At 58.8% G+C, this 20,849-nt stretch carries 20 protein-coding genes; 12 read left to right on the forward strand and 8 right to left on the reverse strand.

Annotation, left to right across the window (positions count from 1 at the left end):
* Window positions 1-92: 92 nt before the first annotated feature.
* The 3 genes from ACTJJW_RS03155 to ACTJJW_RS03165 are packed head-to-tail and all read right to left on the reverse strand — an operon-like array spanning window position 93 to window position 6,052.
* Window positions 93-3,560, reverse strand: a complete 3,468-nt coding sequence (locus ACTJJW_RS03155; protein WP_462642637.1) for an error-prone DNA polymerase — start codon at window positions 3,558-3,560, stop codon at window positions 93-95.
* Window positions 3,561-3,602: 42 nt separating this feature from the next.
* A complete protein-coding gene (locus tag ACTJJW_RS03160; protein ID WP_462642638.1) occupies window positions 3,603-5,207 on the reverse strand; it encodes a DNA polymerase Y family protein in 1,605 nt (534 codons plus the stop codon).
* Window positions 5,204-6,052 carry a hypothetical protein gene (locus ACTJJW_RS03165; RefSeq protein WP_462642639.1) on the reverse strand — a complete coding sequence of 283 codons (849 nt, stop codon included), beginning with the start codon at window positions 6,050-6,052 and terminating at the stop codon, window positions 5,204-5,206. The genes ACTJJW_RS03160 and ACTJJW_RS03165 overlap by 4 nt, the downstream gene beginning before the upstream one ends.
* A gap of 78 nt (window positions 6,053-6,130) precedes the next feature.
* Here ACTJJW_RS03165 and ACTJJW_RS03170 point away from each other — a divergent pair, with 78 nt between their 5' ends.
* The 3 genes from ACTJJW_RS03170 to ACTJJW_RS03180 all read left to right on the forward strand — a co-directional run bounded on the left by ACTJJW_RS03170 (window position 6,131) and on the right by ACTJJW_RS03180 (window position 8,873).
* Window positions 6,131-7,162, forward strand: a complete 1,032-nt coding sequence (locus ACTJJW_RS03170; protein ID WP_462642640.1) for an ATP-binding cassette domain-containing protein — start codon at window positions 6,131-6,133, stop codon at window positions 7,160-7,162.
* Window positions 7,159-8,004, forward strand: a complete 846-nt coding sequence (locus ACTJJW_RS03175) for an ABC transporter permease (protein ID WP_462642641.1) — start codon at window positions 7,159-7,161, stop codon at window positions 8,002-8,004. The genes ACTJJW_RS03170 and ACTJJW_RS03175 overlap by 4 nt, the downstream gene beginning before the upstream one ends.
* A 242-nt stretch (window positions 8,005-8,246) precedes the next feature.
* Window positions 8,247-8,873: an SGNH/GDSL hydrolase family protein gene (locus tag ACTJJW_RS03180; RefSeq protein WP_462642642.1), complete on the forward strand. Its 627-nt coding sequence runs from the start codon at window positions 8,247-8,249 to the stop codon at window positions 8,871-8,873.
* A 30-nt stretch (window positions 8,874-8,903) separates the two neighbouring features.
* Here ACTJJW_RS03180 and ACTJJW_RS03185 read toward each other — a convergent pair whose 3' ends face one another.
* The gene (locus ACTJJW_RS03185) at window positions 8,904-9,623 is read right to left on the reverse strand and encodes a LysR family transcriptional regulator substrate-binding protein (RefSeq protein ID WP_462642643.1); all 720 of its coding nucleotides are present in this window, start codon (window positions 9,621-9,623) and stop codon (window positions 8,904-8,906) included.
* 37 nt (window positions 9,624-9,660) lie between these two features.
* Here ACTJJW_RS03185 and ACTJJW_RS03190 point away from each other — a divergent pair, with 37 nt between their 5' ends.
* The 5 genes from ACTJJW_RS03190 to ACTJJW_RS03210 all read left to right on the forward strand — a co-directional run bounded on the left by ACTJJW_RS03190 (window position 9,661) and on the right by ACTJJW_RS03210 (window position 14,810).
* Window positions 9,661-10,023: a DUF5997 family protein gene (locus tag ACTJJW_RS03190; protein WP_462642885.1), complete on the forward strand. Its 363-nt coding sequence runs from the start codon at window positions 9,661-9,663 to the stop codon at window positions 10,021-10,023.
* 122 nt (window positions 10,024-10,145) lie between these two features.
* Window positions 10,146-11,309, forward strand: a complete 1,164-nt coding sequence (locus tag ACTJJW_RS03195) for a GAF domain-containing protein (protein ID WP_462642644.1) — start codon at window positions 10,146-10,148, stop codon at window positions 11,307-11,309.
* A 51-nt stretch (window positions 11,310-11,360) separates the two neighbouring features.
* Entirely contained in the window at window positions 11,361-12,110 is a 750-nt protein-coding gene (locus tag ACTJJW_RS03200; RefSeq protein WP_462642646.1) for a DarT ssDNA thymidine ADP-ribosyltransferase family protein, read from the forward strand.
* A 21-nt stretch (window positions 12,111-12,131) separates the two neighbouring features.
* A complete protein-coding gene (locus tag ACTJJW_RS03205; protein WP_462642647.1) occupies window positions 12,132-13,451 on the forward strand; it encodes a GNAT family N-acetyltransferase in 1,320 nt (439 codons plus the stop codon).
* A gap of 60 nt (window positions 13,452-13,511) precedes the next feature.
* Window positions 13,512-14,810: a M18 family aminopeptidase gene (locus tag ACTJJW_RS03210; RefSeq protein ID WP_462642648.1), complete on the forward strand. Its 1,299-nt coding sequence runs from the start codon at window positions 13,512-13,514 to the stop codon at window positions 14,808-14,810.
* A 34-nt stretch (window positions 14,811-14,844) separates the two neighbouring features.
* Here ACTJJW_RS03210 and ACTJJW_RS03215 read toward each other — a convergent pair whose 3' ends face one another.
* Window positions 14,845-15,597, reverse strand: coding sequence for a ZIP family metal transporter (locus tag ACTJJW_RS03215; RefSeq protein ID WP_462642649.1), 753 nt, complete (start codon window positions 15,595-15,597; stop codon window positions 14,845-14,847).
* 25 nt (window positions 15,598-15,622) lie between these two features.
* Window positions 15,623-16,156, reverse strand: coding sequence for an RNase H family protein (locus tag ACTJJW_RS03220; protein ID WP_462642650.1), 534 nt, complete (start codon window positions 16,154-16,156; stop codon window positions 15,623-15,625).
* Between the two features lie 126 nt (window positions 16,157-16,282).
* Between ACTJJW_RS03220 and ACTJJW_RS03225 the strand changes: the two genes are divergently transcribed.
* From ACTJJW_RS03225 to ACTJJW_RS03235, 3 genes are all read left to right on the forward strand, one after another.
* Window positions 16,283-17,056 (forward strand): ABC transporter ATP-binding protein, encoded by a 774-nt coding sequence (locus ACTJJW_RS03225; protein WP_462642652.1) that lies wholly within the window; start codon window positions 16,283-16,285, stop codon window positions 17,054-17,056.
* Window positions 17,057-17,130: 74 nt separating this feature from the next.
* Window positions 17,131-18,609: a transporter gene (locus ACTJJW_RS03230; protein ID WP_462642653.1), complete on the forward strand. Its 1,479-nt coding sequence runs from the start codon at window positions 17,131-17,133 to the stop codon at window positions 18,607-18,609.
* 48 nt (window positions 18,610-18,657) lie between these two features.
* Window positions 18,658-18,978 (forward strand): hypothetical protein, encoded by a 321-nt coding sequence (locus tag ACTJJW_RS03235; protein WP_343925137.1) that lies wholly within the window; start codon window positions 18,658-18,660, stop codon window positions 18,976-18,978.
* A 22-nt stretch (window positions 18,979-19,000) separates the two neighbouring features.
* Here the strand turns inward: ACTJJW_RS03235 and ACTJJW_RS03240 are convergent, their stop codons facing one another.
* Window positions 19,001-19,285, reverse strand: a complete 285-nt coding sequence (locus ACTJJW_RS03240) for a GNAT family N-acetyltransferase (protein WP_462642654.1) — start codon at window positions 19,283-19,285, stop codon at window positions 19,001-19,003.
* Between the two features lie 9 nt (window positions 19,286-19,294).
* Complete coding sequence (locus tag ACTJJW_RS03245; protein ID WP_462642655.1) at window positions 19,295-19,780, reverse strand: glutathione peroxidase; 486 nt, start codon at window positions 19,778-19,780, stop codon at window positions 19,295-19,297.
* Window positions 19,781-19,902: 122 nt separating this feature from the next.
* Between ACTJJW_RS03245 and ACTJJW_RS03250 the strand changes: the two genes are divergently transcribed.
* A complete protein-coding gene (locus ACTJJW_RS03250; protein ID WP_462642656.1) occupies window positions 19,903-20,841 on the forward strand; it encodes a J domain-containing protein in 939 nt (312 codons plus the stop codon).
* The last annotated feature ends 8 nt before the right edge of the window (window positions 20,842-20,849 follow it).

Below are 20,849 nucleotides of genomic sequence, written 5' to 3' on the forward strand. Positions count from 1 at the left end.
ATAGAACATGAACGATTCCATAAGGCTATATCAGTACAGGGCTCTATGTGTCATGTATTTCGAAAAGTTCACACAACGGTAATGAACTGTCACTAATGAAAATCGCGTGATTGTGTGCGAGGGAGCCCCGATAGTGGCTCAAAACGGTCCGCAAGCACGTTGATGACACCATCCTCTGATCGCTCAACAATGCCACGAACGATCAGTGCAGCACTGTCACGGGCCACCCGCCGGTACCGTCCCCACACACCAACACTGCAGATCACGTTGACGAGTCCGGTTTCATCTTCGATATTCATGAACGTGATACCGCTGGCTGTTGCCGGGCGCTGCCGATGAGTAACAACCCCACCAATCTCGATGCGACGCCCCGACTCGGCAACAGTGAGATCAGCGGCAGACAACACCCCGCGGCTCGTCAGCGCCTCTCGCAGATGGATCACGGGATGACTCTCGGGTGATATCCCTGTTGCCCACAAATCAGCCATCAGATCATCGAACTCGGTTGCCAACGAGAACAATGGCGGCTGCACAGTAACCATGCTGTTGGGCAAATACTCTTCACGATCGTGCGCCGCGTTGCCCGCATTCCAGAGCGCCTCTCGACGCGTGAGCCCCAGACCGTCGAACGCACCCGCCGCAGCCAGAGCTTCTAATTGTTTCGTCGTGAGCCCCACGCGGCGAACTAGGTCATGCATCGAAACAAATTCACCCGAATCGCGCTCAGCCAGAATCTTTTCCGCGACAGCTGTGCCGATGCCCTTGACCTCATTTAGACCAAGACGCACAGCAAACGCGCCATCTCGTCGATGATCGTTAGTATCAAAATGAGCCGAGCGATCAAAGGAGCCGACCGGAGGCTGCTCATGATCGACACAGCGACTGTTTCCGGTGGGCGCTGTGCTCTCGAGGTGCTGCTCGAGTACGGCAAAGACTCCGGAACGTTGGATGTCAGGGCCACGCACCTGCACACCGTGACGCCGAGCATCCGCCACCAACGACTGCGGAGAATAAAACCCCATCGGCTGCGCACGCAACAGAGCAGCAAGGAACGCTGCGGGGTAGTGCAGGCGAATCCACGCACTGGCATAGACGAGCAGACCGAAGCTCAAGGCGTGGCTTTCGGCAAAACCAAAACCGGCGAACGCTTGAATGCTCTCGTAAATGCGGTCGGCATCTGCCCCAACAATTCCGTTGCTCGCCATTCCCGCATAGAGCTTCGATCGCAGTTTGTCGATGCGTTCGATTCCGCGCTTAGACCCCATGGCCCGCCGGAGCAGGTCAGCATCATCTGCAGAGCAACCGCCAACCGCCACCGCGATCTGCATTAACTGCTCCTGAAAGACCGGCACGCCCAAAGTACGCTCAAGAGGCTCGACCAGATTGGGGTGCAGATAGGTGATCGGATCGGCACCCATTTTACGGCGCACATAAGGGTGCACCGCCCCACCCTGAATCGGCCCGGGCCGCACCAGCGCAATCTCTACTACCAGGTGATAAAACTCGCGCGGTTGCAGGCGCGGCAGCAACCCCATTTGGGCGCGACTCTCTACCTGAAAAACACCAACGGCATCCGCTCGACACAACTGGTCGTAGACGCCCTGCTCTTCGGCAGGGATCGTCGCGAGATCCCACCGCTCACCCAGCGCTTCATCAACCAGATCGAAACTATATTGCATGGCCGACAGGATTCCGAGGCCCAGCAGATCGAACTTGACCAACCCCATCCACGCACAGTCATCTTTATCCCACTGCACCACTGTGCGTTTCTCTTTGCGCGCATGCTCAATCGGCACCACTTCGCCGACCGGCCGCTGCGTCAACACCATTCCGCCCGAATGGATGCCCAAGTGCCGGGGAAACTTCATCACCTGCTGGGCAAGCTCCAATACCGAGTCGGGGATGTCGTGGTCGACTCCTGAAACCTCGGAACCCCACCGTTCCATTTGCTTCGACCACGCATCCTGTTGGCCTGCGCTGTACCCGAGCGCTTTCGCCATATCGCGTACAGCAAATCGGGGACGGTACTGAATAACGTTCGCCACCTGCGCCGCATTTTCGCGCCCGTACCGCTCGAAGACGTACTGGATGACCTCTTCTCGACGCTCAGAATCAAAATCGACATCGATGTCGGGTTCTTCTTCACGCATCGCCGAAATGAATCGCTCAAATGGCAGCTTGTAGCGGATCGGATCAACCGCCGTGATTTTCAGGAGATAGCAGACCACTGAGCTTGCCGCCGAACCTCGCCCCTGACACAGAATTCCCCGACCTTGAGCAAACGACACAATGTCGTGCACGATCAAGAAGTAGCCCGCAAAGTTCTTTTCTTCGATCACATCAAGTTCACGTTGAATGCGTGCCCGATTCGCATCTGAGAGTTCGATCGCACGGTCGGAGACTCCCGCCCACGTCAACTCGCGCAGCCAACTCGCCGGCGTATGCCCGTCTGGCACCTCCTGATCGGGAAGAGCCGGCTTAGCTTGCCTCAGTTCAAACGCAGCCTCATTCGCCACCTCGACGGTCGCGGCCACTGCACCCGGGTAACGAGCAAAGCGTGCAGCCATCTCAGCCCCCGACCTCAAATGGGCTGTTCCCGCAGCAGGAAGCCAACCATCCATCTCATCGAGACTCCGCCGCGCACGCACGGCGGAGATCGCCGAATGCAAATGGTGTTGGTGCGGCGTTGCGTAGTGAGCGTTAGACGTGGCAACAACACGAAGGCCTCGCTCAGCAGCAAGAGAGTAGAGAGCATCGTTGTAAGCAGAATCGAGGGGATAGCCCTGATCGAAGAGTTCAACAATCACGGCTTCGCTGCCAAAGAGTTCACACAGTCGGTCGAGCTCGTTACCTGCAGCCACCATCGATTCGCTTGTAGGTGCTGAATTGGGTTGCATGCCGCAGAGCGCTCGGCGCACTGCACCCTTGCGGCATCCCGTCAGCACAAACCAGTGGCCATCCGCCAGCTCAGCTAACTCGTGCAGGTCGTACTGCGGGCGACCCTTTTCTCCGCCCGTGAGCTGGGCGCGCGTAATGGCCAACGCCAGCCGGTGGTACCCCTCCTCTTTGCGGGCAAGCACCAGCAGGTGGTCACCTTCTGGGTCAGCATTGCCCGCCTGCGGCCCGGTGAGGCCCAAGGAAAGTTCAGCGCCAAACAGGGTCGAAAGACCCAACTCGGCGGCAGCTTCAGCCATCCGCACGATGCCGTAGAGCCCATCGTGGTCGGTAAGTGCAAGAGCGGTGAGCCCCAATCGGGCAGCTTCTTCTGCCAGTTTCTCCGGCATGCTCGCGCCATCAAGAAAGCTGAAGCTGGAGTGCGCATGAAGCTCGGCATAGGGCACCACGTCAACGGCTGGTGCGGATGTTGCATCCGGGTCGTTCGGCGGCCCGCCCTGCAGCGCGTTGGGCTGCGCGTTCGGCGCAACGTAGGGGGCGCGCTTGCTCGACACGAGAGACATGGCACGACCGTCACCGGCCTCGCCAATTGGCGTGACCGTGCCAAAGCCCGACAGTGTGCGCTCCAACTGGCGCCACGGAATCGGAGGATTAGACCACGCCATGGCACACCTCCATCGATCGGACAGCCATCAGGCGTACACCCATTAGTCGTACCTCGCTTCGGCCCACCAGCCGCCGTCGTCGAGCACTAGTAACCACGCACATCCGGTGTCGTCGACGGTCTGAAAACGCCACGACTGGCCCGATGACCCGGCCTCCCACCAGCGTTCGGCTAAAGGCCAGGGGCCGGCCCACGCCGTGAGCGTGCGGGAGCGAGAGTCGCTGGTTGCGAACCGTGCGGGCGCCGCAGCAACATGACCACGGTCATCCACAGAAACCGGGCTGCCATCGTGAGCAAAAACGTGCACGGCATGGCGCGACGAAAAAACTGTTCCCGGCAATGGAGCCGGCAATGCTCCGGGCCACGGCCGCTGCGCAGAACGCTCGCTCATGCTGCGATCACCCCACGCTGTGAGTTGCTGTCGCGACTGCAGTGTGCGCCCGCCCTGCACTGTTGGCATGAGCACGGCACCATGTCCGAGCATGCTCTGTACTCGAGAGAGTCCGTGGTGGATGCGCGGCTCAAGCCCCGAACCCCACAACCCTGTTTCGTGGTTGCCGATCGCATCCACCGTTTCGGGCACAATGTGCACGCGGCTGATTCCTGAGCTCAACCCCGCTTCGATAAGGCTGGGACCCTGCACTTGCCAACGAACCCGATCAACAACATCGGTGGAGGTAAACGACCGCGGATGCAGCCACACGCGTTCTGCAATCTCACCCGACTCGGAATCAAGTTCAATACGAATTGCAGTGGCCACTAGTTGGGCTCGAACCAGTGCCTCAATAAAGTCATCGACTCGACTGCGGACGCCGAAGGCAACCTGGTCGACCCTGTCTAACGCTGGCTCGAAATCAATGACCACGTCGAGATCAAGCGGAGGTGTGCGCGCAATAAAAGCCTGAGGATCACGACCACCCGCGAGTGAATGCAATCGGGCGCCGAGCTCTCCAAAGCGAGTACGCACATCTGTGTGCCCGAGCTGTGCAAAGTCACCCAGAGTAGAAATGCCGAGTTTTATCAACAGCGTCGCGATCTGAGGTTCATCGAGCACAGCGATCGGCAGCGGTGCCAAAAATTCTGCAGACGCCCCAACAGGAACGAGCCGCGCATGACCAGAACGAGAACGTGGATCCGCGCCCACCGTGCTGCGCGCAGCATGCACCGCAGTGAAAAGAGCATCCGCGATGCCTACCCGCGCATCGGAAGCAGCAATCTCATTGACGCGATCAATGACCGTGAGCGCAGCAGCCTTTTCGCCGCCGTAATACTGTGCGGCTCCACGCACCCGCACAGCACACATGCCAGGGCGGAGAAGCTGCACCCCGGGGATCAGCTCTTCTACGCCAGCAATGACCGGCTCGAATGCGCGGCTATCGAGCGCAGGGTCATAGGCGCGATCGATGAGCCCGGGAAACCTCGACTGTGCCTCCCGCAGCCTCAACCCACGGCTAATCCCTTCGGCGCGGGCAGAAGCAGAAGCAGCAAAAACGAGGCTCTTCTCAGTGAGCACCAGTGGTGCATCCGCCGGCAGCATCTCGTGTTGTCTGGCGGCAACCACCGGCCAATCGGGGCACCACAGCACGAGAACGCGGGGGAGGGGCAGGTGTGACACCGGGAGCGCCCCAGAGGGCGGTGTGGCCGTCATGCTGACACCCGGTGGTGCAGCACAGTCAGTTCGGGCAGCACCGTCAACTCGGGCTTAGCCATCTCATGATCGTTGTAGGCACGAACAGTTTCCGAAGAGTCGGGCAACCACAATCGGGCGCTGCGAGGTCGGGCAGCACTCTTGCTCGTGACAGTGACGGTCACCTCGCGTGCTGCCAAATGCCCATGGCCCGCGCCGATGCCATGCCACCGGCTTTCGCCCAAGGAAACCATTGCCTCGCTTTGCGGCCACGAGCCCATTATGAGCAACGTAGATTTACGCTGTCGAAGTCGTGAAGCCAACCGGGCTACAGCAGAATCGGATGCCCGCGTAGGCGGTCGAGTAACTACGACATCGACCACATCAACGATCGCAGCAGTAACAGCTAGCCACTGATCGCCCGGATGCGGAACCAACACCAGCCGTTCGAGATCGACCCCGAACCGTGCTGCAGCTTCGATGCCGAACTCGGGCACCCCAATAACAGCGCACCATGATCCTGCTGCTGATGGTGGCGCGAGCAACGCCATCAGCAGCATCGTTGACTTGTCTATCGAATAAACGCTGCCTTGCTGCAAGCCGCCACCGGGTAAAAGCTGCCCGATAGCTGGGTGGGTAGGGATCAGTGGTGTATTCAGCGTGCGTGACTGCATCTGGCTGATGCGGGACTGCAACTCGGCTACCCGGTCTGCCGCTGCGCGAACAGGAGTCGCACTGCTAGGAGTCGCACTACCCGGGACTGCACTGCCAAGAACTGCACTCTCAGAAAGCGCGCTCGATAACGCTTCAGCGGTTGCTGAAAAGGCTTGAGCGGAGACAGGGGACACTTGTTCATATTCGAACATATGTTCGAGTGTGTCAATTGCGTACGACATCTATCGGCGTGTCTTTACGATGTCCCAGGCATGCTTTAGCGTTACCTCGTGACTTTTATCGAAGCAGTGGGACTCAAAAAGACTTACACGCCCAAAGGTGCCGCTCCGGTGCACGCGCTCGACGGTCTCGATCTGGTCGTCCCTCAAGGCACAGTCACGGCCCTGCTGGGGCCGAACGGTGCCGGAAAGACGACAACGGTGAAGGTGCTCACCACACTTATCCGCCCCGATTCAGGCAGCGCAACAATCGACGGCATCGATGTGATTGGTTCACCTGAACGTATCCGTCCGATGATTGGGGTCTCTGGCCAATACGCTGCCGTAGATGAGAACCTCACCGGCTTTGAGAATCTCGACATGGTCGGGCGCCTTTATCACTTGGGTGCCAAACAGTCTCGTGAGCGTGCACGTGAACTCATCAACATTTTCGATCTTAAAGAAGCGCAGAATCGTCCGGTCAAGGGGTTTTCTGGCGGCATGCGACGACGCATCGACCTCGCCGGCGCCCTTGTTATGCGACCTCCAGTGCTCTTTCTCGATGAGCCAACTACCGGCCTTGACCCGCGCAGCCGCATTGGAATGTGGGAGATCATCACGACGCTAGTGGGGGAGGGCACAACAGTTCTCCTCACCACCCAATACCTCGAAGAAGCTGATCAACTCGCTGACAACATTTCGGTGATCGACGATGGCAAGGTCATCGCCAAGGGCACGTCAGATGAGCTCAAAGCCTCGATCGGTGGCCAGCGTGTTGAAGTGAGTCTGGTCTCGACGGATGATTCGGCTGTCGCCCACGAGATCCTCACGCGGTTCGGCACAACCGAACCTGCCGTGAGTCTCGACGGCCGCGGGCTCACCGTTAACGCAGAAGATGCCCCCGCTGCGCTGCAGCTCATCCTTAGCGAGTTCGCCCAGCGGGGCGTGCAGCTTTATGACGCAGGCATGCGCAGACCAACGCTTGATGATGTGTTCTTGAAACTCACCGGCCACACAGCAAGCACCGATGACACCGAGATCAACGACTCGACCTCATCAACACCTACGCAGAAGGCAACATCGGCAAAGAAGGCACAGCAATGACCACCTCGGTTCGCGAGAAGAAGCCGTATCCGACTACATCATCGCCCGTCCTGGCGTGGCTCAATGACGGGTGGATCACCACTCGTCGCAACCTCATCAAGATCAAACGTGTCCCAGACATCTTGGTCTTCACGACACTGCAGCCGATCATGTTCGTGCTGCTGTTCACTTATGTCTATGCGGGCGTGATTGATATACCCGGCAGCACGTACGCCGAGTTCATCATGGCGGGCATTTTCGCCCAAACCGTGGTCTTCGGTTCTACCTATTCGGGCTCGGCCATGGCCCAGGACCTCAAGGACGGGATTATTGACCGCTTCCGCACGCTGCCGATGAGTTCATCCGCTGTGCTGGTGGGGCGTACGAACGGTGACCTTCTCATCAACTCGATTTCGATGGTCGTCATGATGGCTACGGGGCTCATCGTGGGTTGGCGGATTAATTCGAGCCCGCTCGAGGCGCTAGCCGCGATAGCACTCCTGTTGCTCTTCGCCTATGCGCTGTCATGGGTAATGGCGTTCGTCGGAATGAGCGTGCGCAGCCCCGAGGTCATCAACAATGTCTCGTTCTTGGTGCTCTTCCCTCTCACCTTCATCTCAAATGCATTCGTTCCCGCGGAGACATTGCCCACCCCGCTGCGGGTCTTTGCCGAGCTCAACCCGGTCTCCGCGCTGGTGCAAGCTGCGCGGGAGCTCTTCGGTAATACTCCGGTTGGTTCCGCTCAGTCCGAGGTGTGGTCGCAGCAGCATCCTGTGCTCACTGTGCTCATTGGAATAGTTGCGATGTTGGCGATTTTTGTTCCGCTGGCAGTGCGCAAGTTCGCGAGCATCAGCACGCGCTAGGTTGAGAGCGCGATCATTTCTGCCTCTTGACTATAGGAACGCGACTACAACGGTGCTAGAGTCCGCATGATTACTACCGCGCTTCCCGTCGGGGTTTTTATGTCGCATTAATCTGAGCGACGCTCTCCGACAATGCCCGAAACGGAGATCGAGAGATGTTCGCCACTCTAGGACATGTCGCCATGAAGTCCTTCATGCTTGTGTGGCTATATACATCTCCGCATTCTTGGCGAGGCCTCCCTGTGCCCGAATCTGAGCCTCCCATTGTCGTCGATGGCCCCCATCCACATCGTGTTCTCCTGTGCGGTTCTGGCATTATTGTCGGATATGGGGTCGCATCGCACGAACTTGCACTCGGCGGGTCTCTAGCCCGCTCGCTCGCAGCTCTAACCAACCGCGGTGCCGAAGTCACTACGGTTGCGAGTCCGAGGTTGAGCACCAAGACCGCGCAGATGCAACTGCATTCTCATGTACTCAAAGGAATGGATGCGGTGGTTCTTTCATTCGGAACCTTCGAACTGCTCACGTACCTGCCAGTCAAAAAATGGCGCCGAGGGTTGCGCGAGCTCATCGACTCGGTGTTCGCAGATACTAGTTCCCACTCGCAGATCTTTGTGATCAGTTGTACTGCGCCTAAAATGTCTAACTTCGCTGCTGCGTACCGTCGTCATCTCGTACGAATGACCTCTGAATACAACGAAGAGATTCGCTCGCTCACACAGCGACACGACCGAGTCCATCAGATTGAGTTCACCCCGAAACCAGAAGACCACGAGGCGATCGAAGGCCGTCAGAGTTATCGCCTGTGGGCTGACGCAATGGCCCCAACGATCGCCAAAGAGCTGGACTATCCGCCAACCCTCGACTAGTGCATGTGCTGTGGAGCGGCTGGAGCGAGACTAGCCCCGGCGTTTCTTGGGCTGACGCTTATCGGGACGAGCTGCGCGCCGCATTTTTCCCTGTAGCTGATTCGCTCGCGAGTTTTTCGGGTTTGATCGCGGCTGTTTCTTCACCGAGGACTTGCTTGGGCTGCCCTCATCAACGGCATCACCCGAATCTGAGGCGTTCGCCGTACCTCGCGAACTTCGAGCGGTGCGTCCGCGAACGATACCGATGAACTCTTCAACGTGAGGATCGACGGAACCATCGCGCCACGCGACAGCGACTTGCCACTCAGGGCCATCCTTGACTAACTTCGCCGTGACATCCCGCCGCATGAGTGCTCTAGCAACTGATTGCGGCATCAACGCCACACCCACATTCGCTGCCACGAGTTCGGTCGCGGCCCGCCACTCACCTGAAACATCATTTTCTTCATCGAGTTCGGTCAGATGTACTGAGTCGCTCTTGGCAAGGGCATGGTCCTTAGGCACGACAACAACTGCGCGTTCCGTGTACAGGGGAATCGCAGCTAGGGGACGATCGCCATCAAAGTCGCGGTCAATGGGGAGTCGCACAAGAGCGACGTCGGCTGCTCCACTGCGAAGCATGTCCAGCGCTTCTTCTTGTTGGCACGCCACGAGATTAAGCGGAACGTCGACGAGGCGGTCGTTCCACACACGCGCCCACTTACCCGGAGTCGCGCCGAGAACAAAGGCGACCGTGAATGATGAAGGCATGTGTTCAGGTTAGTCTTGGGTCGTGCCAGTTCAGACCATGAAGCCCGCGACAGCCGCCAAGAAGCTCGGTATCTATTTGCCAGCGACCCCGGAAGAGTTCCGCGACTCCGAGATCAGTCGCGAAGAACTTGCAGCATTGCTGGAGTCACCTCCGGAGTGGCTAGCGCAGTTGCGACGTGAAGGCCCGCATCCTCGGCAGGTGGTTGCTCAAAAACTCGGCGTTTCAACGTCAGGGCTGGCCCGCGCAGGCGCGCCCGATGTGATGACCACTTCCGAGATCAAAGCCCTGCTAGTCGAAATGCCCAAGTGGCTTGTTGAGGAGCGCTCGGTGCACGCGGCGGTCAACGAAGAGAACGCGCGGATCAAGTCAGAGCGCGCCACTAAAGCCGCAGGAAAATAATTACTAGTTTTCCTCAATCTAGCTAGGGCTGAAAAGTATTCACGTCTATACTTTGTAGCGTGAGTGCGTCCGTGTCTGGACGTTCGGGTGGGGATCAATTGTTTCGTAGCTATGCTGCGCTTTTGGCGTGGCCATTGGTCAAGCTTTGTCTTGCGGTAATTCCGCAGAGCTGGCGCACACTTGCTGTGCCCACAGATGACCCGCGCGCCGAAGCGGTTGGACCCGATCCCGACCGTGTGCTGCTTCTCGGATCGGGCAAGTCAGCTGGGTTCGGAGTACACACCCACGAATTGGGGCTCGGCGGTCACCTCGCCCGCAAACTAGCCTCACTCACCAAACGCGGGTGTAGCGTCGACATCGTCTCTGATCTCTCAATGTCAGCTGCGGATACAAGGGTCGTCATCGGCTGGGCACGCTTAGAAAAATTTGACGCGCTCGTACTGACCTTGGGCGGAGTCGACACCCTTCGGATGCGCTCGTTTTTCGTGTGGCGTCGAGACGTTACGGCTCTGCTCGACGCCGTCAAAGAGAGCGGTGGAGGCACGTTGCAGAGTTTCATCTTGGGAATCGCTCCCGCCGATGAAATGCTTTCACTGCCGTCAATGCTGCTGCGCGTAGTCAATCTGAACATCGCGAATCTCAACGCAATTACTGAACAGCTGTGCGCAGAACGATCGGGTGTCACTTTTATCCCCGCGACGCCACCGGCAGATAACCAGCGCATGACGTTCGAGAGTCGCACTTACGCGCACTGGGCACACGGACTCGCGCCCACCATTGCTGCCCAACTTGCGCACGTCGCGGTTCTTCCTTCGGCAAGCATGTCGACGAATACAACCCGCACAATATTCGATGGTTCGTCGCTCAACTCACAGTCGGTGTCGACGAAACTCACCGCCATAATGCACTCCGCACGAGTCATGTTCAACACGACCGGGGCGGCCGTTACCTTCCACGATCAAGAAGCGTATTGGTTCACGTCAACCTCGGGCGTTGGCGATATGCGCCGCGACGAGGCGGGTGCGTTCTGCAGTTCGGCGTTCACCACTCGCGGACTCGTCGTGCGAGAAGACACACTGCACGATGCGCGGTTTGCCGAGCATCCGTGGGTATTGAGGGGTCCGCGCATTCGCTTCTATGCCGGGTATCCGATTTCGGCAGCCAACGGTGACATTATTGGGGCAGTCTGCGTCTTTGACTCAGAGCCTCGCACGTTTGATTCGAGCCACGAAACACTACTTCGTGAACTGGCCATGCGGGCAGAGTCGGCAATACAGCACCGATAATTGCCGTACCTTGGAAACGGAGGTCATTTCTGAACTCCGAGAGAGGACCCAATGAGTGGCACCGAGTGCATCCACGGCTTCGAGAATCAATTGTGCGATTCCTGCTTCCCCAAGGCTGCCCCTGCCAAGCCGGTAACGCGTACGACAACATCGTCACGCACAAAACGCGTTCCTGGCGCGCCTCGAGCATCCAGCAACAAGCTGCCCGTTTTGGCTGACCAGCGGGTCTACCACGTGACCCACATCAGCAATCTCGAGAACATTCTTCGCACTGGCCAACTCGTTGCCGCAGCGCAGATTGAGACTCCAATTTTGGATGTCAGTTCTCCGCTCACCCGCGAGCTCCGCGAAGCCGCCTCGCTCAGCACGGGGGAGCCTGTCGACCGCTACGTGCCCTTCAGCCTTGTGCCAGAGTCGAATGCGTGGCGTGAGCTTCGCGACGGTGCGGCCGAACCTCGATGGTCGGATGCCGCACGCACCGCGTCATCAACAGATTTTGTTTTCTTGGTAACCACCATTCGAGCGCTGGGCGATGACGCCGTTCTCGCTGACGGAGATGCTGCAGCAAGCCTCACAAGGTTCGCCGCGGATGAAGATACCAAGACCCGCATGCTCGGCAATCTTCGTGCAGATGAGCTCACTGATGACGCCGAAGTTTTGATTCACGGCTCGTTCGCATTCGACGAAGTCCAACTCGTCGGTGTTGCAAGCGACCGTGCGCGGGATCGCGTGAAGCAGCTGCTCGATGCGGCATCCTTCGCGACGAAAGTGGCGGTCTACCCGCCATGGTTCATTCAGTAAAGTTCGCGGTAGCGTTGGGGTATGACGAACGATTTCGCTAAGCACCCTGTAGATGAGACCTCAGCCGCTTCGCTGGCTGCTACCGGATTGCGTTATGGCTTAGTCGACACCTCAGATCGAGAATCGTTCGCTGCCTGGTTTCAGGCCGATTCCCGTGGTTTTCACGGACCAACCATGTCGAAAGAGCAGGTTGATTCACATTTTGCGGGGGTGGCTTACCGTCGCACTATCGGGGTGTGGGATGAAAGTCTTGTCGCGCCAGAAGTCCCCGTGGCAACAACAAGCTCGTGGACGGAACAACTGACAGTTCCCGGCGGTCGCAGCATCCACGCGTGGGCAATTAGTTCTGTCACTGTCTCTCCAACACACCGACGCCGAGGGATTGCTCGATCGCTTCTCGAAGGCGAATTGCGATCCGCCGCTGACATGGGCCTTCCAATGGCGATGCTTACTGTCTCAGAGTCGACGATCTACGGTCGCTTCGGCTTTGGTCCCGCAGTTTTTGCCGCGGATCTCACGGTCGACACCAAGCGCGCGACTTTTATTTCCGCTGAGCGTCGCGGCAGGTTACAACCGGTTTCGCCTTCGGAATTCAGCAGCGAAGCACCGCAAATTTTCGAACGCATCCGCACGTCGACACCCGGGCAGATAAAGGTCTGGCCTCTGCGCTGGGATCAAATTTCAGGCCAGGCGCCCGGTGACGAGGACTACACCAAGAAGACCCGTGTCGTGAGATTCGACGATGATGACGGAACTCCGCGTGGCTTTGTCGTCTACCGCGTGACTGGTGGCGGACTGGACTTCACCAATCACTCATTGACAGTCGATTACCTTCTCGCCGAGAATGCCGAAGCCTACGAGGCTTTGTGGCGTTACGTTCTTGAGGTTGATTTGGTGCGGGAGGTGACGGCAGAGCTCCGTTCAGTGAATGAACCGCTCTTATGGCACCTAGCAGACATGCGAGCAGTAAAAGCCACGCCAGTCGACCACTTATGGCTCCGCATCCTCGATGTTCCGGAGTCTCTCTCTGCGCGCCAGTATTCAGGTGCCGCACGTATCGGCTTTGATGTTTCAGATGCTCTTGGATTCGCCCAGGGATTGTTCCTCCTGGAGACCGACGAAGCCGGTGCTCCTCGAGTTTCTCGCATTGACGAGTTGCCCGCGGATGCGGCCACTGTCGCTCTGTCCGTCAACGACTTAAGTTCATTGTATCTCGGGGGAGTAACCGTCGAGGCTCTGGTCACGGCCGGACGGATCCGTGAGGTCACTGCCGGCGCTGCGGCAATAATTGAGCGCGCTTTCCACTCGCCAGTAACCCCGTGGTTGAGTGTCTGGTTCTAGCCAGTTCGCTTTCGGGATGCAGCGAGACGGATGCTCAACTAACAGTGCGAGAATCGACGTATGACTGCCGCTCTCGATCACGTCCACGATCTCGCTAGCTTTGTTTCCGCATCCCCATCGTCGTTTCATGCGGTAGAAGAGGCCGCTCGCCGTCTTCGCGAGGCCGGCTTTAGTGAACTCCATGAGGCTGACGACTGGAACGGTGCTCGAACCCGCAAAGCAGCAAAGTACTTCGTCATTCGCGACGGGGCGATTGCAGCATGGATCCAGCCGACCAAAGCGACGGCAACGACACCGTTTCGCATCCTCGGCGCTCACACGGATTCGCCGAGCTTCAAGCTCAAGCCGAAACCAACCACGGGTAGTGAAGGCATGCTGCAGGCCGGGGTCGAAGTTTATGGTGGGCCGCTGCTGAACTCGTGGCTGGATCGTGAGCTTGAACTGGCTGGTCGAATCATCTTCAGCGATGGCACCACAGAACTGGTGCGCACCGGACCGCTGCTTCGTTTTCCGCAACTCGCAGTGCACCTTGACCGTAAGGTCAACGACGGATTGACCCTCAAACGCCAGATGCACATGAACCCGGTACTCGGATTGGGCGACCTAGGCGATGCTGACCTGCTTGAACATTTCGCATCTCTTCTGTCGACTGAGACGTCGAAGCGCTCCGCGGCAGACATTGACGGCTACGACATCGTTGTAGCCGACACCGGCGCACCTGCGGTATTCGGGCTCGAGGAGAAGCTGTTTGCTTCGGGTCGGCTCGACAATCTCTCCTCGGTTCATGCGGGCCTTGTCGCCCTCATTGAGCTCTCAACCAAGCTTGATCACATTCCAGTGTTCGTCGCTTTCGACCATGAAGAAGTTGGGTCGGCTACCCGCTCGGGTGCCGCTGGACCGTTCCTCGCGGATCTTCTGGCACGAATCGGTGGCGGACTGGGAGGCTCAGACACGGATCGGATGCGGGCTGTAGCCGAGTCGTGGTGCCTCTCGTCCGACGCAGGCCACGCCGCACACCCCAACTATCCTGAGCGGCACGATCCCGTCAACCGGCCCCGCCTCGGTGGGGGCCCGCTGCTCAAGATCAATGCGAATCAGCGCTACGCAACAGATGGCGTTGGCGCCGGGGAGTGGGCTCGAGCGTGTCGCCAGGCAGGTGTCGGGTACCAAGAGTTCGTTTCCAATAACGACATGCCATGTGGATCGACGATCGGCCCGATTACCGCGACTCGTTTGGGCATCCGTACGATCGATGTCGGGCTCCCGCTGCTGTCCATGCACTCGGCTCGCGAAATGTGCGGCGTCGCGGATCCACTCGCATTGAGCAAAGCGATTGCAGCGTTCTTTTCGCCGGCATAGAACGGCTACCTCCTAACCGCTGAGCGTCCTCAGGCTAACCGAGCTCGTGGAGCGCGAACGCGGTCAAAAATCCTACGGTGACAATCAGTCCGGTGATAGCCCGATCGCGCGCAAACGCTTCCGGAATCATGGTGTTTGACAGCATCGCTAGGATCGCACCTGCGGCAACTGTTGTCACGAATGCGACAGTTGACGAGCTCGCGCTTGCGAGAGCAAATGTGCCAACCATCGCAGCGATTCCACTCGCCACTGCGATGCCGCCCCACACACCAAACACGTATCGAGCTGAACGACCGGACTGCTTCATCCCCGCGGTGGCAGAGAGACCTTCTGGGACGTTGGAGAGCCCGAACGCGACCAGAAGTGACATGCTCACACCTCCGGTCGCTACGACGCTGAGCCCGAGCACGAGGGATTCAGGGATGCCGTCAAAGAGTGCGCCAATAGCTATCGCCGTGCCGCTGCCCTGTTTCTCTTCCTCAGAGGACTGCAGTGCCGTGGAACGTTTGCGATGCTGAGCACCATAGCGAGCAAGGATGCTGTCGGCGATCACATAGAGGATGGCCCCGGCAAGACAACCGGCGATCGTCGCGCTGACACCGCCGCCGTCGTTGGCTTCTTGCACCAGTTCGTAGGCGAGCGTTGAGAGCAGTACACCTGCACCGAATGCCATGATTCCTGCCGTTACGGATGCGGGCACTTTCACGAACCACGATATGAGCGCGCCGATTACCAGCATGCTTCCTGACGCGAATGCAGCGCCACCGGCAATCAGAAAATCGGGCATGAGTCAGTCCTATCGAGGCGAGTGGTTAGAACAGTGGGGCAATTCCATCAGAGGCGGCGTTGGACGTTGCGCCAAGACGTGCGTGGCTGGCCGCAGCGCCGGGGTAGCCAGGTCCTTCTGGACATTCACTGCCGCGCTGGAAGGCCTCCGCCGCGCCACGCGCACGCACATCAGCTGCCTCATTAAGCGGATGGCCTACGTGACCGCGGACCCACTCGAACCGGTACCGTCGCCCGACGATCGCGGCATCGATTTGCTTGAGGAAATCAACGTTCATCACAGGTTTGCCGTCACCCTTGCGCCAACCCTTTTTCTTCCAGCCGGGCATCCACTGGGTCACGGAGTTAATCACGTACTGGCTATCGCACAGAATCAACAGATCTTCATCAACGTGCGCAGTCGAGCGAAAGAGTTGCAGAACGGCCATGAGCTCGCCCTGGTTGTTCGTTGCATGATCCCAACCGCCAGCCGCCCACGTGTTGTCGTCGACGTACCAGGCCCACCCTGCAGGCCCGGGGTTGCCCAGTGCTGACCCATCGGCAGCGGCAGTAATCGTCATAACAACCTTTCGTCTGTGCGTGCATTGTGGCGTTGGCACCAAGCTCTTCGACTCTAGTAGCTGCGCATCGCTGCAGATTCTGGTGTCCGGCACACTATGAGCACCATTCGGTTTTAGGCTAGAGCTGTGCCCGATGTCAAAACTCTCTCGCCAGCCCTAGAAATCCGCAAACTTACCAAACGATTTAGCGACAAGCTTGCAGTGAACTCTGTCGACCTGATTGTTCCGCGCGGCTCCTTCTTCGGCCTAGTCGACCCAAACGGCGCCGGAAAGACCACGACGCTGTCAATGGCAACCGGACTGTTGCGGCCCGACTCGGGCACCGTGGCCGTGCACGGCCTAGACGTCTGGACCAACCTGGTGGAGTCGAAAAAGCGCCTTGGTGTCTTGAGCGATGGGGTGCGGCTGTTTGATCGACTCACCGGCCTGCAACTCGTGACCTACGCTGGCCTCTTGAACGGAATGGAACGCACCGTGGTTGCGGAACGCGCTGCTGATTTACTCGATGTGTTTGATCTCGAGGCTGCCAGCGGAACCCTCGTTGTCGACTACTCAGCGGGCATGACCAAGAAGATCGCTCTCGCCTGCGCCCTCATTCATGCACCTCAAGTGCTGGTGCTCGACGAACCATTCGAGTCTGTCGACCCTGTTTCAGGTGCAAACATCCGCGATATTCTGCACGGTTTCGTTGAGTCGGGCGGAACAGTGATCGTCTCAAGCCATGCAATGGATCTCGTGCAACGCATGTGCGATCACGTCGCCGTGATCGCCGACGGACGTGTTTTGGCATCCGGCACTACCGATGAAGTTCGAGGTGATTCCACTCTCGAAGACCGCTTTGTTGAATTAGTGGGCGGACGACGTCAGGGAAGAGGGCTCGAGTGGTTGCGCATCTCGTAAGGCTGCGCTTTCGGCTTCTCATTAATGGGCTTCGCCGAAGTCCCTGGCAGGCCGTAGCCGTAATCCTGGGCTCCGTGTACGCGCTATTTCTTCTGTTTTTGGCCATTATCGGCCTCTTCACTATGAGTTTTGCGCCCGCCGAAGTCGGCCGCACGGTGAGCGTGCTCGGCGGTGCTGCGCTCGTGCTCGGTTGGACAGTGCTGCCGCTGCTCAGCTCCGGTATCGACGAAACTGTCGACCCTGCCAAGCTCGCCACTTTCCCCATTCCGATCAATACTCTTGTGCTCGCTCTCGCGGTTAGCGGGCTTCTCGGGGTTCCCGGGGTCGTCACCACTCTCGCCACCCTCGCCACGAGCCTCATCTGGTGGCAATCGCCTCTGATCGCTGTTGTGGCCGTCGTGTGCGGGGCAGTCGGGGCAGCAACCTGCATTGTTGGATCGCGGATGCTCGCAGCCCTGACAGTTCGGATCTCTAGCGGTCGTCGGGCCCGAGAAGCAAAGACCGTGCTGGTTGTGATCCCGCTGATTCTGCTCGGCCCCGCAATTTTAGGCATCTCTTCGCTTTTCCGAGAGTTCTCTGCTGTGTTTCCGGCTATTACCACCGTCGTGGCGTGGACACCTCTTGGTGCCATCTGGGCAGTACCCGGTGATCTCGCGCTCGGAAACCTTGGTTATGCAGTACTTCACGCTCTGATAGGAGTCGCGACGCTCGCAGCCTCTGTGCTTGTTTGGCGTTGGGCACTCGACCGTACACTTGAAAGGCCGGGCCGCTCAACAACAAACGACCGCTCCAAGCGTGGACTCGGTTGGTTCAGAGTCTTCCCCGGAACTCCGAGCGGCGCTGTGGCTGCACGCGCACTCACGTACTGGATTCGCGATCCCCGCTATACCCAGTCGCTCATCAGCGTTCCACTCGTACCTGCGTTGGTGTTTTTCTACAGTGGGGCCAGTGGTGACCTGACCGGTTTGCTCTTTGTCGGGCCCATTGTTGCGGTGCTCCTCGGCATGTCGATCTACACGGATGTCTCCTACGACAACACCGCTTTCAGCCTGCACTTGCAGGCTGGCGTCAGCGGTCGCGATGATCGCTGGGGGAGGGTGCTGGGTGTATCGGTTTTTGCGATACCCGTAACGATCATTCTTGCCGTCGCGAGTGTGTGGGTCAGCGGTAGTTGGGAACGCCTGGCCGGGCTCCTCGGGATTTCACTCGGTCTGCTTCTGACGGGGCTCGCGCTCTCGTCTCTGGTCTCGGGCCGCTTCGCATTCTCGGTGCCCGCGCCCGGTGATAATCCATTTAAATCCCGCCCGGGCGGAGGGTTCACCCTCATGCTGTCGATGTTTGCCTCGTGGACGGCGCTGACGATTCTGGCACTACCGGAGATGATTCTGGCACTACTCGGATTCGCCATCGACCAGCCGATACTGGGGTGGATAGCTCTGGTAGTCGGTGTCGGACTCGGCATGGGGCTGCTGATCATTGGTGTGCGTTGGGGTGGAAAAATTCTTGATCAGCGCGGGGCCGAGTTGCTTGTGCAACTTCAACGACAAAAGTAGCGGCAGAATTCTGACGACGTTTACAGCTAAGCGGCGTAGTGTCTCCCTATGAGTGACGATCCCACTCGCTTGAGAAACCAGCCAGCGCTAACTACCGCTTCTGGCAGTAGTTGGCTTATCGTCGGTGCCCTCTTTGCAGGCATCTCGATTGCGATGCTTGCAGTGCTAGCAACGCTGCCACCGCCTGGCCTAGCGTTGGCTGCTATCGCGGCGATTATCGCTCTCTACGCGGCGATGCTCATTGTGCGGTTCGTTGTGCACGCCCGCAGACGCCGCTTGAAGCTCATCGCCGCATGCTTTCTGACGATCGCGGTGGTCGGTTTGGGTTCAGTCATCGCCATTGCGACAGTGAATTGGGCACCGCTGTAACGCTCGAGCGTTGCAACCAAAACTAGCGAGACAGCAACTCTGCGCGTGCCGGATTCGCTTCGAACCAGTCTGCGACGTACCAGCACACCGGCAGAACCCGCTGTGAGGAGTTGGACTCGACGTCATCCATCGCAAACTTTACGAGTTCGGCTGCGTAGCCTTTGCCACGGTGGGCAGGTTGTGTATAGGTGTGGTTGAACGAAATCGAACCACCGTTTAACCGATAATCGGCGACAGCAACAAGAGCGCCGTCTACGTTCATCACGTAACGGCTCGAGTCAGTTTCATGTACAAATTGCGTGGTCATACATCCACCCTAAGCCGGGAGAGCAGCTTCGATTGCATTGACGATGGCAGGGTCATCCGGAACCGTCGTTGGGCGAAAACGCTGCACCTCATTATTCGGCGTGACCAAGAATTTCTCAAAGTTCCACGCGACGCGGCCGGCTTTGCCAGTGCCGTCTGGCGTCTTCTTGAGCTCTGCATAGAGCGGGTGCGCAGACCTGCCGTTGAGCTTCACTTTCTCGAACATCGGGAACGTCACACCCCACGTCATCGAACAATATTCTTTGATCGCATCTTCGGTGCTCAGCTCCTGCAAAAACTGATTGCTCGGAAAGCCCAAAACGGCGAATCCGCGCTCACCGTAAGTTTGTTGCAGTTGCTCGAGCTGTTCATATTGCGGAGACAAGCCGCAGCGCGAGGCAACGTTCACGATGAGAACCACCTTGTCGCGAAAATCAGCGAGAGAGCTCTCGGTGCCGTCAATAGAGGTCAGTGGGATGTCGCGGAGGTCGGTCACACAACAACGCTACGCCCGCAGGCTGGGCACTCGCCTACGACATCCCGAATGTTGCCAGCGAGGTTCGGTACTGTGGAACATTCACCCGAACACTGCGTCTGCCGCACAGCGAAAGCGAGTCCATGCCCGATAGCCCCTTATCAGCGAGTGCCTACGAGGTTCTCGGTGTTGAGGCCTCGGCTAGCGACGCTGAGCTGAAGAAAGCCTTCCGTCGTGCGCTTCGGCAAACGCACCCCGATACCGGGGGAGATCCCGTGCGCTTCGCCGCAGTTCAACATGCTTGGGATCGTGTGAGTACACCAGAAAAGCGACGTGGCTACGATGCCGGATTCGTCCCACGCTCCAGTTCAACGCGCTCCGCTAGTTCGCCGTTCGCCGCCGGCGCCACCGCACACGCTCGCGAAGACTCTCGCCCCCGGGCGCGAGCATACGGGCACCCAGGCGGATGGCGACGGGAACGTTTTCTTGACGACATGCGGGAGTGGGTTGGCCGAGGGGCTAGCCTCGACGACCCCTACGATCCTGCTCTCGTCAGAAGTGCGCCGCGAGAGATCCGACGCACGCTCGCGGATGCTCTCGCCGAAGAGGCAACCGCTCGCACGGTCAGCACGCTCGGAATCGGATTCACCGTCTGGCACGATGTCGCTACCGGTGCTCCCGACCGCAAGATCGATCACGTTATCCTTGGCCCTACTGGGCTGTTTGCGATGCTCTCGGAAGACTTCGGTGGGCCAGTAAAGGTTCGCCGCGGCGAACTTATCGGCCCCGATGTTCAGCCGGACAAGCCCATGCATGAGCTGTCCTCGCGAGCCAAGGCGCTCAGTCGTCAGCTCAGGGTTGCCTTCACGTGTTTCGTGATTGTTGTTCCCGATGATGCCCTCGCTCAGCCTCAGGAGTCTCTCGGTTCGGTGCGCGGGCAGCCGGCGATCGTGGTGCGCCAGAGCGTTCTTGCCCACCTTCTCCGCACCGGTCCTGATGCGGCACGCAGCCGTCACATCGGCGGCAACGAACTCTTTGATGTTCGCACTCGGCTCAGCAACGGAATCACCTTCGTCGACTAGCGGGCCCG

The sequence above is a fragment of the Rhodoglobus galactosidasius genome, assembly GCF_054957775.1.

What these genes read in the sequence shown, in the direction of transcription:
- ACTJJW_RS03155 (WP_462642637.1), bottom strand. Translation starts at nt 3,560, where the DNA reads ATGGCGTGGTCTAATCCTCCGATTCCGTGGCGCCAGTTGGAGCGCACA.
- ACTJJW_RS03160 (WP_462642638.1), bottom strand. Translation starts at nt 5,207, where the DNA reads ATGACGGCCACACCGCCCTCTGGGGCGCTCCCGGTGTCACACCTGCCC.
- ACTJJW_RS03165 (WP_462642639.1), bottom strand. Translation starts at nt 6,052, where the DNA reads ATGTTCGAATATGAACAAGTGTCCCCTGTCTCCGCTCAAGCCTTTTCA.
- ACTJJW_RS03175 (WP_462642641.1), top strand. Translation starts at nt 7,159, where the DNA reads ATGACCACCTCGGTTCGCGAGAAGAAGCCGTATCCGACTACATCATCG.
- ACTJJW_RS03185 (WP_462642643.1), bottom strand. Translation starts at nt 9,623, where the DNA reads ATGCCTTCATCATTCACGGTCGCCTTTGTTCTCGGCGCGACTCCGGGT.
- ACTJJW_RS03190 (WP_462642885.1), top strand. Translation starts at nt 9,661, where the DNA reads ATGAAGCCCGCGACAGCCGCCAAGAAGCTCGGTATCTATTTGCCAGCG.
- ACTJJW_RS03200 (WP_462642646.1), top strand. Translation starts at nt 11,361, where the DNA reads ATGAGTGGCACCGAGTGCATCCACGGCTTCGAGAATCAATTGTGCGAT.
- ACTJJW_RS03205 (WP_462642647.1), top strand. Translation starts at nt 12,132, where the DNA reads ATGACGAACGATTTCGCTAAGCACCCTGTAGATGAGACCTCAGCCGCT.
- ACTJJW_RS03210 (WP_462642648.1), top strand. Translation starts at nt 13,512, where the DNA reads ATGACTGCCGCTCTCGATCACGTCCACGATCTCGCTAGCTTTGTTTCC.
- ACTJJW_RS03215 (WP_462642649.1), bottom strand. Translation starts at nt 15,597, where the DNA reads ATGCCCGATTTTCTGATTGCCGGTGGCGCTGCATTCGCGTCAGGAAGC.
- ACTJJW_RS03220 (WP_462642650.1), bottom strand. Translation starts at nt 16,156, where the DNA reads ATGACGATTACTGCCGCTGCCGATGGGTCAGCACTGGGCAACCCCGGG.
- ACTJJW_RS03235 (WP_343925137.1), top strand. Translation starts at nt 18,658, where the DNA reads ATGAGTGACGATCCCACTCGCTTGAGAAACCAGCCAGCGCTAACTACC.
- ACTJJW_RS03240 (WP_462642654.1), bottom strand. Translation starts at nt 19,285, where the DNA reads ATGACCACGCAATTTGTACATGAAACTGACTCGAGCCGTTACGTGATG.
- ACTJJW_RS03250 (WP_462642656.1), top strand. Translation starts at nt 19,903, where the DNA reads ATGCCCGATAGCCCCTTATCAGCGAGTGCCTACGAGGTTCTCGGTGTT.